General features: G+C 63.7%; 16 protein-coding genes. 8 read left to right on the forward strand and 8 right to left on the reverse strand.

The genetic code is table 11. The features are described from left to right. Positions 1-195: 195 nt before the first annotated feature. The 3 genes from hisIE to H9X91_RS11060 all read left to right on the forward strand — a co-directional run bounded on the left by hisIE (position 196) and on the right by H9X91_RS11060 (position 2461). Complete coding sequence (hisIE, locus tag H9X91_RS11050) at positions 196-840, forward strand: bifunctional phosphoribosyl-AMP cyclohydrolase/phosphoribosyl-ATP diphosphatase HisIE (protein WP_204805075.1); 645 nt, start codon at positions 196-198, stop codon at positions 838-840. Beyond that, positions 837-1670 (forward strand): PHP domain-containing protein, encoded by an 834-nt coding sequence (locus tag H9X91_RS11055; protein ID WP_204805077.1) that lies wholly within the window; start codon positions 837-839, stop codon positions 1668-1670. Before hisIE ends, H9X91_RS11055 begins: the two co-directional genes overlap by 4 nt. Before the next feature lie 140 nt (positions 1671-1810). After that, positions 1811-2461 carry an HAD family hydrolase gene (locus H9X91_RS11060; RefSeq protein WP_204805079.1) on the forward strand — a complete coding sequence of 217 codons (651 nt, stop codon included), beginning with the start codon at positions 1811-1813 and terminating at the stop codon, positions 2459-2461. A 43-nt stretch (positions 2462-2504) separates the two neighbouring features. Here the strand turns inward: H9X91_RS11060 and H9X91_RS11065 are convergent, their stop codons facing one another. After that, the gene (locus tag H9X91_RS11065; RefSeq protein WP_204805081.1) at positions 2505-3122 is read right to left on the reverse strand and encodes a DUF4230 domain-containing protein; all 618 of its coding nucleotides are present in this window, start codon (positions 3120-3122) and stop codon (positions 2505-2507) included. A gap of 240 nt (positions 3123-3362) precedes the next feature. Beyond that, the gene (locus H9X91_RS11070; protein ID WP_204805082.1) at positions 3363-3776 is read right to left on the reverse strand and encodes a hypothetical protein; all 414 of its coding nucleotides are present in this window, start codon (positions 3774-3776) and stop codon (positions 3363-3365) included. A 196-nt stretch (positions 3777-3972) separates the two neighbouring features. On the opposite strand from H9X91_RS11070, the gene H9X91_RS11075 reads away from it, so the two are divergent. From H9X91_RS11075 to uvrC, 4 genes are all read left to right on the forward strand, one after another. Further along, complete coding sequence (locus H9X91_RS11075) at positions 3973-4362, forward strand: Fur family transcriptional regulator (protein ID WP_204805083.1); 390 nt, start codon at positions 3973-3975, stop codon at positions 4360-4362. 55 nt (positions 4363-4417) lie between these two features. Continuing rightward, positions 4418-4951, forward strand: coding sequence for a rubrerythrin (gene rbr, locus H9X91_RS11080; protein ID WP_204805084.1), 534 nt, complete (start codon positions 4418-4420; stop codon positions 4949-4951). A gap of 328 nt (positions 4952-5279) precedes the next feature. Further along, positions 5280-5543 carry an HPr family phosphocarrier protein gene (locus tag H9X91_RS11085; RefSeq protein ID WP_021748136.1) on the forward strand — a complete coding sequence of 88 codons (264 nt, stop codon included), beginning with the start codon at positions 5280-5282 and terminating at the stop codon, positions 5541-5543. A gap of 80 nt (positions 5544-5623) precedes the next feature. Beyond that, positions 5624-7459 (forward strand): excinuclease ABC subunit UvrC, encoded by a 1836-nt coding sequence (uvrC, locus tag H9X91_RS11090; protein ID WP_204805085.1) that lies wholly within the window; start codon positions 5624-5626, stop codon positions 7457-7459. A gap of 55 nt (positions 7460-7514) precedes the next feature. Here the strand turns inward: uvrC and H9X91_RS11095 are convergent, their stop codons facing one another. Next, positions 7515-7862 carry a hypothetical protein gene (locus H9X91_RS11095; RefSeq protein WP_204805086.1) on the reverse strand — a complete coding sequence of 116 codons (348 nt, stop codon included), beginning with the start codon at positions 7860-7862 and terminating at the stop codon, positions 7515-7517. A gap of 195 nt (positions 7863-8057) precedes the next feature. Further along, a complete protein-coding gene (locus H9X91_RS11100) occupies positions 8058-9935 on the reverse strand; it encodes an LTA synthase family protein (protein WP_204805087.1) in 1878 nt (625 codons plus the stop codon). Positions 9936-10084: 149 nt separating this feature from the next. Between H9X91_RS11100 and H9X91_RS11105 the strand changes: the two genes are divergently transcribed. Then, a complete protein-coding gene (locus tag H9X91_RS11105; RefSeq protein ID WP_204805089.1) occupies positions 10085-10972 on the forward strand; it encodes a helix-turn-helix domain-containing protein in 888 nt (295 codons plus the stop codon). 272 nt (positions 10973-11244) lie between these two features. On the opposite strand, the gene H9X91_RS11110 is transcribed toward H9X91_RS11105, so the two are convergent. The 4 genes from H9X91_RS11110 to H9X91_RS11125 form a co-directional block, all read right to left on the reverse strand. After that, positions 11245-12177 carry a TIGR03943 family putative permease subunit gene (locus tag H9X91_RS11110; protein ID WP_204805091.1) on the reverse strand — a complete coding sequence of 311 codons (933 nt, stop codon included), beginning with the start codon at positions 12175-12177 and terminating at the stop codon, positions 11245-11247. Between the two features lie 152 nt (positions 12178-12329). Next, positions 12330-13460 (reverse strand): CobW family GTP-binding protein, encoded by a 1131-nt coding sequence (locus H9X91_RS11115; protein WP_204805093.1) that lies wholly within the window; start codon positions 13458-13460, stop codon positions 12330-12332. 105 nt (positions 13461-13565) lie between these two features. Beyond that, complete coding sequence (locus H9X91_RS11120; protein ID WP_204805094.1) at positions 13566-14048, reverse strand: MGMT family protein; 483 nt, start codon at positions 14046-14048, stop codon at positions 13566-13568. Positions 14049-14105: 57 nt separating this feature from the next. Further along, on the reverse strand, positions 14106-15512 hold the full coding sequence (locus H9X91_RS11125) for an alanine/glycine:cation symporter family protein (protein ID WP_204805096.1): 1407 nt from the start codon (positions 15510-15512) through the stop codon (positions 14106-14108). Positions 15513-15563: the final 51 nt, after the last annotated feature.

A 15563-nucleotide genomic window follows, 5' to 3' on the forward strand; every position in this document is an offset into this window, starting at 1 on the left:
TGCGACCAAAGCGTTTTTTCTCTTTGGACCGTGCACGGCCCGTTTCTCTTTTGGCAAGACCAAAAGAGAAATGGGGGGTGCATTGCCCAGCTATCAACATAGCTGATTCCCGCGTCCAATGGGACGCACCCCTACCCAGGCGCAGTTCGGCGCCCTCAGAACTCCCTTGAAAGGGATCGGAAAGGAACTCCATTTATGGAAACAAAAGAACTGAAATTCGATGCCAACGGCCTGATCCCCGCCATCGTCCAGGACCACTACACCAAGGAGGTCCTGACCTTGGCCTACATGAACGCCGAGAGCCTGGCCATCACCATCGACGAGGGACGGACCTGCTTCTTCTCCCGCAGCCGCCAGGAGCTCTGGCGCAAAGGCGAGACCAGCGGCAACGTCCAGCATGTGGTGTCCATCACCGCCGACTGCGACGCCGACGCCCTGGTGGTGGAGGTGGTGAAGGACGGCCCTGCCTGCCACACCGGGGCGGAGAGCTGCTTCTTCCAGCCGGTCTACCTGTCTGAAGAGCTGAAAGCCTTCAGCTACGAGGGCCTGTACCGTCTGATCCAGGGCCGCAAGACCGAGCCCAAGGAGGGCAGCTACACCTCCTACCTCTTTGAAAAGGGCCTGGACAAGATCCTGAAAAAGGTGGGCGAGGAGTGCACCGAGGTCATCATCGGCGGCCGCAAGGAAGACAAGGAGGAGACCATCTATGAGATCGCCGACCTGACCTACCACGTCATGGTGCTGATGGTCCAGATGGGCATCTCCCTGGAGGATGTGACCCGGGAGCTGGAGAAGCGCCACGTCATCGACCACAAGGTGAAGCAGGAGCGGATGCAATGAGACTGACACCGGAATGCGGCTCCGTCCACACCCACTCCGTCCTCTGTGACGGCAAGGGGACCCTGGCGGAGATGGCCTCCGCCGCCTTCGGGGCGGGGGTCCGGTACTTCGGCGCCTCCGGCCACAGCCACACGGAGATCCCCCACGACGCGGGCAACGTCCTGCCGGCGGACCTCTCGGACTACCGCAGCCAGCTCCTGGCGCTGCGGGATGCATACGCCGGGCGGATGGAGATTTTGCTGGGCATCGAGCAGGACAGCCGGTCTTCTCAGCCGGTGCCGGACTGGACGGACTACTGGATCGGCTCCGTCCACAATCTGTATGATCCCCGGACGGGAAAGCACCACTGCGTGGACTGGGACCGGGAGAAGCTGTCGGCCTGCCGGGACGAGCTGTTCGGCGGCGACATGCTGGCTTTGACAGAGGGCTATTACCGGGACGTGGCCGCCATGGCGGAGCGGAAGCCTGTCATCCTGGGCCACATCGACCTGGTGACCAAGCTGAACCGGGGGAACGCCCTGTTTGACGAGGAGGCGCCCCGCTACCGGGCGGCGGCGCTGGAGGCTCTGCACCACGCGGACCCGGACGCCACCCTGCTGGAGATCAATACCGGCGCAATTTCCCGGGGCTGCCGGGACACGCCGTATCCGGCGGCGTTCCTCCTGCGGGAGTGGCGGGCCATGGGGGGACAGGTCATCCTCACCGCCGACGCCCACAGCCCGGAGACGGTGATCTTCGGCTACCGCCAGGCGGCGGCGCTGGCAAGGGCGGCGGGATACCGGGAGAGCGTGCTGCTGACGGGCCGGGGCTGGGAGCCCTGCCTGCTGTGAGGGGCGGAGACGCCGGAAAACTTCCATAAAAAAGGCGCGGCAGCTGCCGCGCCTTTCTGTCTGAATGACACTTGTGGGATCCTGTAAAAGTTTGATAAAATATAGGCAAAATACAAGGGAAAACAGGGGAGGAAACCCGCATGTACCAACATGTGATCTTTGACCTGGACGGCACGCTGCTGGACACCATCCAGGATCTGGCGGACGCCGGCAACTGGGTGTGCCGCCGGAACGGCTGGCCGGAGCACTCTGTGGAGGAATTCAAGCGGATGGTGGGCAATGGGATCCCCAATCTGGTGCGGCGATTCTCACCGGAGGGGAGCCGGAGCTCCCTGCTGCTGGCCAGCACCATCGCCCAGTTCTCGGAGTATTACGGCGCCCACAATCTGGACAAGACCCGGCCCTATGCCGGCATCCCGGAGCTCCTGGCCCGCCTGAAGGAACAGGGTGTTACCCTGGCGGTCTACTCCAACAAGGCAGACGGCTTCAGCCGGGAGATCGTGGAGCACTTTTTCCCCGGTGTGTTCCAGCTGGTGCGGGGACAGATCAAGGGGATCCCGGTGAAGCCGGACCCGGCGGGCATCCACGCCCTGCTGCGGGATCTGGCGGTGGAGCCGGCGGAGACGCTGTTCGTAGGGGACAGCGACGTGGACGTGTACACCGGCCACAACGGCGGCCTGAGCGTCTGCGGCGTCACCTGGGGCTTCCGGGGCCGGCAGGAGCTGGAGGCCGCCGGGGCGGACCATCTGGCGGATACGCCGGAGGCGCTGGGAGACTATATCCTGGCATGAGCGCATAAAAGAAGGAGACGGGGCAGCCCGTCTCCTTTTGCATTTACTGGATCTCCAGGGTGCAGCTCTCCGGCAGGGCGGCGGACAGCAGCTGCTCCACACCGGAGACGGCCTTGGCCCGCGCCTCCTCCAGCAGCCCGCTGGACAGGGCCCGCTCCTCCATGGCCGCCTTCTGGTCCGCCTGGAAGGCAGTGAAATCCTCCACCGTGAAGGGGTTGAAGATGGAGGTCTTCTCGTCAAACACCTCCACGCTGTCCTCGTCGATCTCGTGGGAGAGGATCTCCGCCTCCGGCAGCGTGACGGTGACGGTGTCACCGCTGATGAAGACCTCTGCCGCCTCCAGATCTACGCCGGCCTTGATGGTGCCGTCGTAGGTGAGGATGAAGGACTTGGTGGTGAAGGGGATCTTCACGCCGTAAAAGTCGTTGCTGTTCTCGAACTGGGCCATGTTGGTGTAGGCGTATGTAACGGTGGCCAGCTCCCGGATCTCCGTCAGCTGGTTCTGCAGCACCACGGCATCGATTTGCGTGGTGCCGGACTGCCCGGCGGACCAGCGGCCCCCCAGGAAGCAGACGCCGCCCACCAGGGCGCACAGCAGAACGCCCAGCCACAGAGAGCGGGCGGTCTTCAATGGGTGCAGGGGTTCTTTTACAGTGCTCATGGGCCCCCTTTCCGCGGCCGCTGCCGGCTGTGCAGGGCCGCCTGCGGACACGGCGCGCGGACATCCCAGGGGAAGGGGCCGGCGCCGATGTGTTTCCGGTCGATCCCATTGTACCATGTTCTGCTGAAAAGGCAAGGGCCATTCCTGTACAGACCGGAAAGACGGGCAGGGCCGCAGCTTCTGCCGCAGCCCTGCGCATGGAAAAGCTCCCGGCCTGCCGGGAAATCCCGCAGCGCCGCCTTACAGGGCGTCGGGACTGACGGCGTTTTCTCCGTCCTTCAGAAAGCCGTCCGTGTCGTGGACCCGGGCGTTCCGAAGCATCTGCCCGTAGCTCACGCCGATCCGGCCGCTCTGCTTGGTGACGGCATCCTCCACGGTGGGATCTCCACCGGTGAGGGCGTCGTCCTCATGCCGGTCTGCCGGATCCCGGCCGCTGTCGGCGTGATCCTTGTCATTGGGATCCAGGATATCCTCTCCGGCGTCCAGAATGTCGTCGCCGGCGTCCTGAATGGCATCGCCGGCGTCTTCCAGGCTGTCGCCGGCCGTGTTCTGATCACCGCTGTCGTGGCTGGTGTCCTTGTCGTCGCCGCCGCAGGCGGTCAGGGCAAACACCAGCAGGACAGAGGCCAGCAAGAGCCCAAACTGTCTTTTCATGGGTCGACCTCCCTTTGCGCGGTCTTTGATGTGCGATACCCAGGTGCTATTGTCTCCGGCATATGCGGATTTAGCAGCGGAAGTTTCTGCCGGACCACCGCGCAGCTACAGAGAAAAAATGAAAAACCCTCTTGATTTTTCAGGAATACTGTGATATAAAAATAATAATAATTATTATTGTTAAGGAAGAGAGCCTATGCCGCAGCGTTTTTCCCACCAGCGGGAGCGGATCTATCAGGCCGTGCTGGAGAGCCGGGACCACCCCACGGCGGAGATGGTCTACCAGCAGCTGAAGCCGGAGCTGCCCCGCCTGAGCCTGGGGACGGTCTACCGCAATCTCCAGCAGATGGCCCGGGAGGGCCGCCTGGCGGAGCTGGACGGTCCGGCGGCCCGCTATGACGCGGTGACCCGCCCCCACACCCATTTCCGCTGCCGCGGCTGCGGCGCCCTGATGGACCTGGAGACCGTGCCCTATGACGAGACCCTGGACCGGGCAGCCGCAGCCCAGGGCTATGCGGTCGCCGGACATTCCCTGGTATTCACCGGATGCTGTCCCCGCTGTGCGGGGCGGCAGGAGCCGGCCTGAGTATAGACACGCGGAAAAAAGAGAGATCTTGATTATTTTGAAAGGAGCCAGACACATGGAACTGAAAGGCAGCAAGACGGAGGCCAATCTGTGGATCGCATTCGCCGGGGAGTCCCAGGCCCGGAACAAGTATGACTATTTTGCCAGCAAGGCCAAGAAGGAGGGCTACGAGCAGATCGCGGCCATCTTCCAGGAGACCGCGCTGAATGAGAAGGAGCACGCCAAGCTGTGGTTCAAGGCCCTGGACGGCATCGGCTCCACGGAGGAGAACCTGGTGGCCGCCGCCGCAGGGGAGAACGAGGAGTGGACCAAGATGTACGCCGAGATGGCCAAGACCGCCGAGGAGGAGGGCTTCCTGGCCCTGGCGGCCCAGTTCGAGGGCGTGGCCAAGATCGAGAAGACCCATGAGGAGCGGTACTTAAAGCTGCTGGACAACCTGAAGAAGGGCGAGGTCTTCAAAAAGGGCGAGAAGGTCATGTGGTTCTGCCGCAACTGCGGCCACGTGGAGATCGCCGAGAGCGCCCCGGCGGTGTGCCCGGTGTGCAAGCATCCCCAGGCCTATTTTCAGATCAAGGCGGAAAATTACTGAGCCGGTCTGCGGCAGGAGGGACCTCCGAGAGGAGGTCCCTCTTTTCACTGCCCCGCGTCCCGCTCCAGGCGGGCAGCGCTCCGGGCCGCCTGCGCAGAGTTGGAGAAATGGACGAAAAGCCGATGGAAGCTGTTGAAAAATTGTGAAAAATGTGCTAAAAGACGAAAAGACCGTGAACGGTTTCGGTGAAATTTTAAAATGTTTGTGAAAAACGCCGTTGACTGTCTTCCAAAAACCGGGTATGATGATATCAGAAAAATCATCGGTCGTTATCAGAAGCAGTTGGAACTGACTTGGTTGACTTGGTATAGAAAAGGAGAGCTGTATCATGTATACGCAGGAGATCACTGTCAATAATGAGGTGGGTCTGCACGCGCGGCCGGCCACGTTTTTTATCCAGAAGGCAAATGAGTTCAAGAGCGGCATCTGGGTCGAGAAGGAAGACCGCCGTGTCAATGCAAAGAGCCTGCTGGGCGTTCTGTCCCTGGGCATCGTGAAGGGGACCACCATCACCCTGATCGCCGACGGCGCTGATGAGAAAGAGGCTGTCGAGGCTCTGGTGGAGCTGGTCAAGGACAATTTCGGCGAATAAGCGGACATCCGATATGAAGTGACGGACACGGCCCTGCGGCGCGCAAGGCCGTGTATCTTTTATGCAGGGAGGCGGAAGCGGTGACAAGGGAAGAGCTGCGGGAGAAGGCCAACGACCTGCCCCTGGCCCCCGGCGTCTATCTGATGATGGACAAGACGGGCAAGGTCATCTATGTGGGCAAGGCCAAGAAGCTGAAAAACCGGGTGAGCCAGTATTTTCAGGACAGCGCCTCCCACACCGCCAAGACGCGGAACATGGTGTCCCAGGTGGACCGGTTCGACACCATCTTCGTCACCAGCGAGTTCGAGGCCCTGGTGCTGGAGAACTCCCTCATCAAGCGGCACATGCCCCGCTACAACATCCTGCTGAAGGACGACAAGGGCTACCCCTTTGTCCGCCTGTCCAGGGAGGCGTATCCCCGCTTCACCCTGGTGAACAAGATGGCCCAGGACGCCGCCCGGTATTTCGGCCCCTTCGGCGGCCGGTTCGAGACCCGGCAGGCCCTGGACGCGGTGCTGTCCGCCCTGCGGCTGCCCACCTGCAATCGCAAATTCCCCCGGGACATCGGGGCGGAGCGGCCCTGCCTGAACTTCCACATGGGCCGGTGCGACGGGTTCTGCCGCCCGGAGATGACGGCGGAGGAGTACAATCGCCGGATCGAGCAGGCGGTGCAGCTGCTGGAGGGAAAGAGCAAGCAGCTCCTCCGGGACATGACCGCCGAGATGGAGGCGGAGGCGGAGGAACTCCACTTCGAGCAGGCGGCCATGCTCCGGGACCGGATCAATGCCATCGGCGCCCTGGGGAAGAAGCAGACCGTCATCGCCGGCCTCTGCGCGGACACGGACATCTGGGGGCTGTACCGGGGCTCCGGCAAGTGCTGCTACGCCATCCTCCACATGGAGGAGGGCAATCTGGCGGGCCGGGAGACAGAGCTCTTCACCGCTCCCAACGAGGAGACGGAGGCGGAGATGCTCTCCGCCCTGACGGCCCAGTACTACCTGCCCCGGTCCATCCTGCCCCACGAGATCCTGCTGCCCTTTGAGACGGAGGACTGCGCCGAGCTCTCCGAGGTCCTGACCCGCCGGGCGGGCCACAAGGTGTGGGTCCACGTGCCCCAGCGGGGGGAGAAGGCGGAGCTGCGGGCCATGGCGGAGCGGAACGCCCGGGAGGAGGCAGAGCGGGCCACCACCGCCGAGGAGCGGACCGCCTACACCCTGGAGCTGCTGGGGAAGATGCTGAACCTGCCGTCGCCCCCAAAGCGGATGGAGTCCTTCGACATCTCCAACACCGGCAAGAGCGACATCGTGGCCTCCATGGTGGTGTACAGCGGCACCCGGCCGTTGAAATCCGCCTACCGCCGGTTCCGCATCCAGTCCCTGGAGGGGCACCCGGACGACTACGCCTCCATGCAGGAGGTGCTGCGCCGCCGGCTCCAGCGGGCGGCGGACGGGGACGAAAAGTTCCTGCCCCTGCCGGATGTGTTTCTCATCGACGGCGGCGAGACCCACGCCCGGGCGGCCCAGGCGGTGGCCCGGGAGTTCGGGGTGGAGGTGCCCATCTTCGGCATGGTGAAGGACGACCGCCACCGCACCCGGGCCCTGGTGACGCCGGAGGGCCGGGAGATCGGCATCGTCACCCAGCAGGCGGTGTTCTCCCTCATCGGCCAGATCCAGGAGGAGACCCACCGCTTCGCCATCACCTACCACCACGAGAGCCACAGCAAAAGCGCCACCCGCTCCGCCCTGGACGACATCCCCGGCGTGGGCCCCAAGCGTCGGGCGGAGCTGCGGAAGCACTTCGGCACCATCAAGGCCATCCGGGAGGCGGACGTGGAGACCCTTGCCGCCGTGGTGCCCCGCTCCGCCGCCCAGGCGGTGTGGGACCACTTCCACCGGTTGGAGGACCAAAAGAAATAGGCATACCACGGAAAAAAGAACCGCCCGGAGCCATCGGCTCCGGGCGGGTTGCTTGTCAGTAGTTGATTTTACGGAGGACCCAGGCGACAGCAGCCGCCAGGGCCACCCCGAACAGCATTCCCTGGTAACATATGATGAGGTAGAGCAGCAGAAAGCCGATGTACTCACTGTTGTGATAGCCGGTGACCGCCGCCACCAGATGGAAGGTGGTGTTCGAGTTCAGAGCCGAAAGGAGGAGCAGACCCAGCCAGACCGCCAGGACCAGCACCCAGGGCCAAATCCGCCGACCCCGCCGGGCCCACAGGAAAAACGGCACCCCCGTCACCAGGGCCGAGATACAGGCGTAGAGGAACAGGGACAGGAGTGTCGATATGAGGGGAACTGTCCCAAAGAAAAGAAACATCAGATCCCCCCACTAAGGTGCAGCCGGCGCCGCGAAGATCACCAGCACCGCCAGGGCCAGTTCCCGTTTGGACCAGGACTTCACGCAGCTCACATCCTTCCTGATGATGGGGCTTTTTTTCATTGTATCAAGACGGGCCGGGCCCGTCAAGAGCGGAACAGCCCCCGGCGGACCATGGTCCGCCGGGGGCTGGTTTCAGTCGATCTCCTTGTACATCAGCTTGTAGTAGCTCCACTGGCGCCATTTGAGGACCTGTGCCGCCTGCTCCGCTGTCAGCTGGTCCGTCAGGGTGCCGTCCGCCGGCAGATAGGCCTGCTTCTGCACCACCGGCAGCTCCCGCCGCAGCTGGTTCAGGAAGTCGAACCAGGGGCTCTCCTCAGTCCGGCCGGAGAGCTCCAGCACCGCGGCTCCCAGGAAGGCGGCGGAGAGGTCGCCGTCTGCCGGCAGGTCCAGGGACGCCGCAGCGGCCTCCCAGTCCAGAGCCTCCGCCCCGGCGTCGTTGGTCCAGATCACATAGGGCGTCTCATAGGAGGTCAGCGGGTCCCACTCCGGCCGGGCGGTGAAGCCCAGCTCCGCGTAGGCCAGCTGGTTGTCCCCCAGATAGGGCAGGTGGTCCCCGAAGAATACCAGCACCACCGGCTCTGACCGCTGGGAGAAGTAGTCCACCAGGCGGCCCAGCATGGCGTCCGCGTCCCGGGCGCCCTCGACATAGACCTTCAGCAGCGTCTCCACCTCGTCGGACACCGCCGCATTCAGCGGCACCTCCGGGTAGTCGTAGCCCTCGCCGTACTTGTCCGGGGTGTAGGACATGTGGTTCTGGATGGTGGTGGTGTAGTGGAACAGCGTCTCGCCGGCGGCCGCGGCGTCCTCAAATTCCTGTTCGATCAGGCCCGCCATGTAGTCGTCCGTGACCCAGCGGCCCTTGTATTCCAGGTCCTCCATCTGATCGGCGAACACCGTCTCCTCCGCCCCCAGCCAGCGGTAGACGTTCTCCCGGTTATAGAACCAGTCATCTCCGGGGTGGAAGAAGGAGGTGTGGTAGCCGTCGCCGCCGAACACCCGGAACAGGCTGTCCAGGTTCCGGTTCACCACCCGGAAGGAGGACGTGGTGGCGGCGGAGAGGGCGTTGGTCTGCATGCCCGTCAGCACGTCGAACTCCGTGTTGGCGGTGCCCCCGGCAAAGCCGGGCACCACGATATGGCCGGTGACGGCGTGGGGGTCCTCCCGCAGGGCGTGGAGATTGGGCAGGGGGTCATTTTCCTCTGTAAAGGCGAAGGCGGGGTCATCTGTGATGTCGGAGAAGGCCTCGTCCATCACCATGATGACATTCACATCCGCGCCCAGGCCCGTCTCCCCGCCGGAGTCCCAGCGCTCCGCCTCCGCCCGGTCAAAGCCCTCCGGCCGGTCCACCGGATAGGTGGTGAACTGGTGGCAGAAGCAGTAGGGGAATCCCAGCTCGTTGAACACGGAGGGAATGTAATAGGCGTTGGACACCCGGAAGGAGTTGTACAGGTCGTTGGAGGCGTAGACCGTCAGGATCAGCCCCGCCAGGACGGCGAAGCTGGCCGCCGCGCCCAGCAGGCTCCCCAGCCAGCCCCGCAGGCGGGCGACAGGGAAAGGGCGGCTGCCCGCGAAGAGCCCCAGGGCCGCCAGCGCCAGAGAGAACAGCACCACCACAGCGATGGCCGACACCGGGAAACGGATGTCATAGGTCCCCACGGCGCTGCCGACTTCCTTCAGCAGGGCGAAGTCCCGGGGGAACACCGGCTCGTCCCGGACCTCGATCTTGATGCGGTTGGCGATGGACAGGGCGCAGACGGCGAAGTTCACCAGCGCCGCGCCGAAAAAGACGTTTCGGAACAGGCAGGTGAACACCAGCAGCAGCATCCCCACCGGCAGGCAGTTGAGGACGATCAGCAGGGGCTGGCTGCGAAAGACGGCCAGCACGCTCCGCAGGGCGTTGGGCTGGCACCACAATGCCAGCAGGGTGATGGCGCCTGCCAGCAGAACGGCGGCCAGAAGCGTGGCCCACAGGGGCAGGCGGACTTTTGGGAAACGGTCATGGAGCTTCAAGGGCGGACGGTCCTTTCCGGTTGGATTTCCTCACACACAGAATACATCCATTATAAGAGATTTCCGGAAAAAAGCAAGGCTCCTATGGAGCGTAGGGTGCCTTTGGGACAGTTTTGTGGTATGATACGGCTGGAAAAGGAGCGGATGACATGGACGCAAAGGCCACCGGCGGGCTCATCGCCCGGCGCCGGAAGGAACAGAACTGGAGCCAGGGGGACCTGGCGGAGCGGCTCCACGTGACGGACAAGGCCGTCAGCAAATGGGAGACCGGCCGGGGCCTGCCCTCGGTGGACCTGCTGGAGCCCCTGGCGGAGGCTCTGGGCCTGACGGTCAGCGAGCTGCTCAGCGGCCGGGAGCTGACACCAGAGGAGCTGCCCAAAGCGGCGGGGGAGCAGATCATGGAGAGTATGCGGAAAAACCGGAGGCGGATTTGGCAGGGGGTCTTGGCGGCCCTGATGGCCGTGGCCCTGGCCGCTGGGGTGTATGTGGGATACCACTATGCCACTTCTGTATTGGGGCGCTCTGTAACGGAAGCGGACCGGGAAGGGCTCAGACGGCAGGCCATTACCTACTTGAGCAGCCGGCAGGAGCAGTCACATTCGGAATTTGTCTACAATGAACTGACAGTTGTGGACCTGGAGCAAAAAGGAGACTATCTGGCGGCCCTCTGCGTGGACGGTAATGGCCATTGGGAGATCTGCATCTACGAGCGGGACAGCGTGTTCCCGGATCGCTGGCGGGCATATGGCGGCACGTTCGGCACAGAAGCCGGGCAGATCTTTGATATAGACTTTAGAGACCAACAGGGAAACGCCATCATTATCATGGCGGGCTGGGGCCTGCCCCGGGACATCGAAGGCTACTCCTTCAAAATCGATGACGTCACCTACACGTACTCGAAAGTGTTTGCGGGGATGTTTCTGGATCTGTTCATCCTCCCGGACAGCGGCGACGTTGCGTTCACAGGGCTGAAGCTTCTGGATGAAAACGGCAATCCCCTGCCCTATGAAAATCCACGGGAACCCGGTCTCACATAAGACAAAAATCCCCTCTGTTCGACAATAGAGGGGATTTTTCGCATAAGGTTATACAAATCGTATCGAATTTCGAAGAAATTCGGATCCATTTTCGGCAGGACATACGCCTGCCGAAAATACTTTGACCCGTGCGCCTTGGGCGCACACACCAGTCCGCGCCCAAGCCACTGAAAGCGGCGCGGAAGTACCCTTGGGGTGCAGACTGGTGAGGGGGAATCGTGGAGGCAGACCAAAGGTCTGCCGGAGCGTAAAGGGGGGACGAAGTCCCCTCTTTAGAACGTCACGACTTCTTGCTGGGGCTTCTCACACGGACCGATGGAGATCACGTGCAGCACCGGCCCCTTGCCCTTGTAGGCGGCGTGGTTCTCCACCGCCATCCGGCCGGTGACCTCGATCCAGTCCCGGTTCTGGTACTGGTTCAGGTTCATGCCCTTGGCGATGAGGCCCATGAACTGGATGTCGTTCTCACAGCAGGTCATCACAAAGCGGCCGGGGCAGTGGATGCCCGGGTACTTCTTGGAATGGCACATGATGAGCTTCATGTGGACCATCTTGCCCGCCCAGCGGTCCGGGTGGTCCATCACGTCCACGTACCAGACGCCGAAGTCGTCGTCCGGCACGTCGATCAGGTCCTGGTTCAGGTCGAAGGGGCACTCGTCGCCGGTGAGGTAGTCCTCGCTGGTGCCGTCCTCCATCTCCAGGTAGATGTCCGCCCGGCGGTTCACCATCCGCAGGTTCCGCTTGCGCAGGGCGTCCCGCAGCTCCGGGGTGCAGCGGTTGAACACCAGCATGTCCGCGTTGGTGATCTTCTCCATCATCAGCTGGCCCATGTTCTTGGCGTACATCTCAAAGGTGGGGGCGTAGACGAAGGTCATGATCTGATACAGCACCCAGTTGGCGGGCAGCACCTCCCGGTACAGCCGCTCCATCTGCCACATGCCGTTGTACTCGATCAGCACCTGTTTGGGGTGGTATTTCTTCTCCAGCTCCTTCAGGTAGGAGCACTTCAGGTCCTCCTCATCCTCGATGGTGATGACCGTCACATTGTCCAGGGCGTTCTTCTCGTATTCCTCCTCACCCTCCTCACAGCAGAGCAGCAGGGTGGGGTCTTGGCGGGCGAAGCCGTCCTCCAGGATGCCGTTGATGAAATTGGTCTTGCCGGCGTCCAGAAAGCCGGCCACCAAATATACAGGAATATCAGCCATTGTAACGTGCGTTTCCTTTCGGGTAAAATGCGCGGAATGAAGGCCCGGGCAACAGAAGGCCTGTCTTTCGTCACCGGGCACCACGCCTGGCTGACCGCCAGACTCCGCAGCGCGCTAAAGTTCTTTTGGCTCTTTTCTTTCAAGAAAAGAGCTCACAGGCCGAACAGCTCCGCCAGCTTGTCCTCCTTCAGCTCGGCGCCGATGACACACAGCCGGCCGGTGTAGTCGGGATGGCCCGCCCGGACCTCGTGCTCTTCGGGGACGAAGTCGAACTCGATCCACGCTCCGCCCTCGCCGTTGACAATGCCCTTGGCCCGCAGGATCTTGCCGTAGTCGCCGGAGTCCAGGGCCGTCAGGATCCGCTGGATGTCCGCCTGGCTGAACACCTTGGGGGTCTCCCTGCCCCAGGAGGTGAACACCTCGTCGGCGTGGTGGTGATGGTGGTGGCAGGAGCAGTTGGGGTCGTCGCACTCGTGGTCGTGGTCATGGTGGTGATGCTCATGCTCTTCATGGTCGTGATGATGGTCGTGGTCATCATGATCGTGATGGTGCTCGTGTTCCCCGTGGTCATGGTCATGATGGTGCTCATGCGCATCATGGTCATGATGGTGGTGCTCATGCTCGTGCTCCGCCTCGTCGGCGGCGTGCTCGGCCCGCATCTTTTCCAGCAGCTCATCTGCCAGGGACACCTTCTCAATGGCGGAGAGGATGACCTTGCCGTCCAGCTGGTCCCAGGGGGTGGTGAGGATGGCGGCGTCAGGGTTCTTCTCCCGCAGCATGGCCACGGCGGACTCCAGTTTCTCCTGGCTCAGCTTCTGAGTCCGGGAGAGGATGATGGTGCCGGCGGACTCGATCTGGTTGTTGTAGAACTCGCCGAAGTTCTTCATGTAGACCTTCACCTTGGTGGCGTCCGCCACGGTGACGAAGCTGTTCAGCTTCATGTCGTCGGTCTCGTCGGCGGTGTTCTGCACCGCCACGATCACGTCGGACAGCTTCCCCACGCCGGAGGGCTCGATGAGGATGCGGTCCGGGTGGAACTGGGCCTGCACGTCCTTCAGCGCCTTGTGGAAGTCCCCCACCAGGGAGCAGCAGATGCACCCGGCGGACATCTCGCTGATCTGGACGCCGGACTCCTTCAGAAAGCCGCCGTCGATGCTGATCTCGCCGAACTCGTTCTCGATGAGCACCAGCTTCTCGCCGGGGAAGGCCTCCGCCAGCAGCTTCTTGATGAGGGTGGTCTTGCCGGCCCCCAGGAAGCCGGAGACGATGTCGATCTTGGTCATGGTATCAAGTCCTTTGCATGAAAATTTTTTCCGAACCTTATCTTACCACCAAACTGAAAAAAAGCAACTCCCCGGGGAAAAAATTCACGAAATCCGCCTGTTTCCTCATTCTGACAGGGGGAACAGCGACCGTTCGTAGTCCCGGACGAACCACCGCAGCCGGGTCCGCCCCCGGGAGACCACGGTGTGGCCCTCCGCCTCCAGCAGCGCCCGCTGGGCGGGGATGCCGCCGGGGTACTTCTCGTTCAGCTCCCCGCCGGCCTTCAGGGTCCGCCAGTAGGGGGTGTCACGCTCCGGCCGCTGGAAGCTGGCCCAGGCGGCCATGGAGATGAAGATGCCCGCAGTCATGGGGTCGGTGAAGTCCGCCTGATGCCGCCGGGCCAGATGGGCCCGGATCTCCCCCGCCGTGGTGAGCCTGCCGAAGGGGACGGCCCGCATGACGGCGTCATAGGCCAGGGGCGGCGCCAGGAGCATCCGGCTGCCGCCGTATTTTGCGATGGTGCCGGGGTCCGTTACGGTCTGGACCCTGGGCATATCCCGCGGCTGACGCAGCATGGCGTTGAAATCCTTCTGGGCCTCTTGGGTCATGTGCAACACCTCCGCCCCCAGTATAGCGCATCGGGGCCGGTGCCGCAAGGCACGGCTTCAGCGCCTCCGCCGGGCGCGGCGCGCCCGGCGGATCACCGGCTGGAAGGACTCCAGCTCCCGGGCGGCGGTGCCGGAGAGCAGAAGCAGGGAGATCAGATTGGGCACCGCCATCAGGGCATTGAAGATGTCGGAGAGGTCCCAGACCACCTCCAGGCTCTGGGCGGCGCCGAAAAACGCCGCCAGGGCGAAGAGGATCCGGTACAGGGGAATGGCCCGGCCGCCGAAGAGGTATGCAAAGGCCCGCTCTCCATAGAACTCCCACCCCAGGATGGTGGAGAAGGCGAAGAGCACGATGCCCAGGTTCACCAGCAGTGCGCCGAAGGGGCCCAGCACCGTCTCAAAGGCCAGGGCGGTGAGGGCCGTGCCGTTCACCGGCGCGCCGGAGGCGTACGCGGTCCCCAGCACGCCGGAGGCGCAGATGCACAGGCCCGTCACGGTGCAGATCACCGTGGTGTCGAAGAAGACGCCGGTCATGCTCACATAGCCCTGGCGGGCGGGGCTGTCGGTGACGGCGGAGGCGGCGGGGATGGCGGCGGAGCCCATGCCCGCCTCGTGGGAGAAGCAGCCCCGGGCAATGCCCCAGCGGGCGGCTTCCAGAGCGGAGGCGGTCAGCGCCCCTGCCGCTCCGCCTGCCGCCGCCGTCGGGGAGAAGGCCAGGCGGACCATCTCCGCCACGGCCCCCGGCAGGGCCGTCAGGTGCCCCAGCAGCACCGCCAGGCCCGCCAGCAGATAGAGGACCGCCATGGCGGGGACCACCGCCGAGCAGACCCGGGAGATCCGCCCGATGCCGCCCCGGATGATGAAAAAGGCCAGCAGGGCCGTCGCGGCGCCGGAGATCCGGGCCGGGAGGGCAAAGCTGTCCTCCAGGGCCAGAGCGATGGAGTTGGCCTGGGCCATGTCGCCCATCCCCAGGGAGGCCGGGATGGTGAAGAGGGCGAAGCAGAGCGCCAGCGCAGCGCCCAGCCGCTTTGGCCGCAGGCCGTGCCGCATGGTGTACATGGGGCCGCCGCACATCTCGCCCCGGTCGCTGCGGCGGCGGTACTTGACGGCCAGCAGGCACTCCGCACATTTGGAGGAGAGGCCGAAGAGGGCGGAGAGCTCCATCCACACCAGGGCGCCGGGACCGCCTGCCGCCAGGGCCGTGGCCACCCCGGCGATGTTGCCGGTGCCGATGGTGGCGGCCAGGGTGGTCATCAGGGCGGAGAAGGGAGACACATCCCCGGCCCCCCGGGCCCCGGAGCGGGTCTGCCGGCCCAGCACGCTCCGCAGGGCCCACCCCAGGTTCCGCCAGGGGAGAAAGCGGGTGCGCAGAGTGAGAAAGACGCCGGTGCCCATCAGCAGCGCCAGCATCCCGGGGCCCCAGACCAGGCGGTCGATCCGGGCGATCCATGCAGCGACGGTCATGAAAGCAGCTCCTTCCCAGTGGGAGATACTTCCAGCATAGCGGCTTTCCGG

Origin of the sequence: Oscillibacter valericigenes, from assembly GCF_016902445.1 — a bacterium.
In the GTDB taxonomy this organism is placed as follows: Bacteria; Bacillota; Clostridia; order Oscillospirales; family Oscillospiraceae; genus Oscillibacter; species Oscillibacter avistercoris.

Coding starts and splice junctions, on each gene's coding strand:
- H9X91_RS11115 (WP_204805093.1), bottom strand. CDS start 13,460: ATGACCAAGATCGACATCGTCTCCGGCTTCCTGGGGGCCGGCAAGACC.
- H9X91_RS11085 (WP_021748136.1), top strand. CDS start 5,280: ATGTATACGCAGGAGATCACTGTCAATAATGAGGTGGGTCTGCACGCG.
- H9X91_RS11095 (WP_204805086.1), bottom strand. CDS start 7,862: ATGTTTCTTTTCTTTGGGACAGTTCCCCTCATATCGACACTCCTGTCC.
- H9X91_RS11125 (WP_204805096.1), bottom strand. CDS start 15,512: ATGACCGTCGCTGCATGGATCGCCCGGATCGACCGCCTGGTCTGGGGC.
- H9X91_RS11120 (WP_204805094.1), bottom strand. CDS start 14,048: ATGACCCAAGAGGCCCAGAAGGATTTCAACGCCATGCTGCGTCAGCCG.
- H9X91_RS11075 (WP_204805083.1), top strand. CDS start 3,973: ATGCCGCAGCGTTTTTCCCACCAGCGGGAGCGGATCTATCAGGCCGTG.
- H9X91_RS11070 (WP_204805082.1), bottom strand. CDS start 3,776: ATGAAAAGACAGTTTGGGCTCTTGCTGGCCTCTGTCCTGCTGGTGTTT.
- H9X91_RS11055 (WP_204805077.1), top strand. CDS start 837: ATGAGACTGACACCGGAATGCGGCTCCGTCCACACCCACTCCGTCCTC.
- H9X91_RS11105 (WP_204805089.1), top strand. CDS start 10,085: ATGGACGCAAAGGCCACCGGCGGGCTCATCGCCCGGCGCCGGAAGGAA.
- H9X91_RS11065 (WP_204805081.1), bottom strand. CDS start 3,122: ATGAGCACTGTAAAAGAACCCCTGCACCCATTGAAGACCGCCCGCTCT.
- H9X91_RS11110 (WP_204805091.1), bottom strand. CDS start 12,177: ATGGCTGATATTCCTGTATATTTGGTGGCCGGCTTTCTGGACGCCGGC.
- rbr (WP_204805084.1), top strand. CDS start 4,418: ATGGAACTGAAAGGCAGCAAGACGGAGGCCAATCTGTGGATCGCATTC.
- H9X91_RS11060 (WP_204805079.1), top strand. CDS start 1,811: ATGTACCAACATGTGATCTTTGACCTGGACGGCACGCTGCTGGACACC.
- hisIE (WP_204805075.1), top strand. CDS start 196: ATGGAAACAAAAGAACTGAAATTCGATGCCAACGGCCTGATCCCCGCC.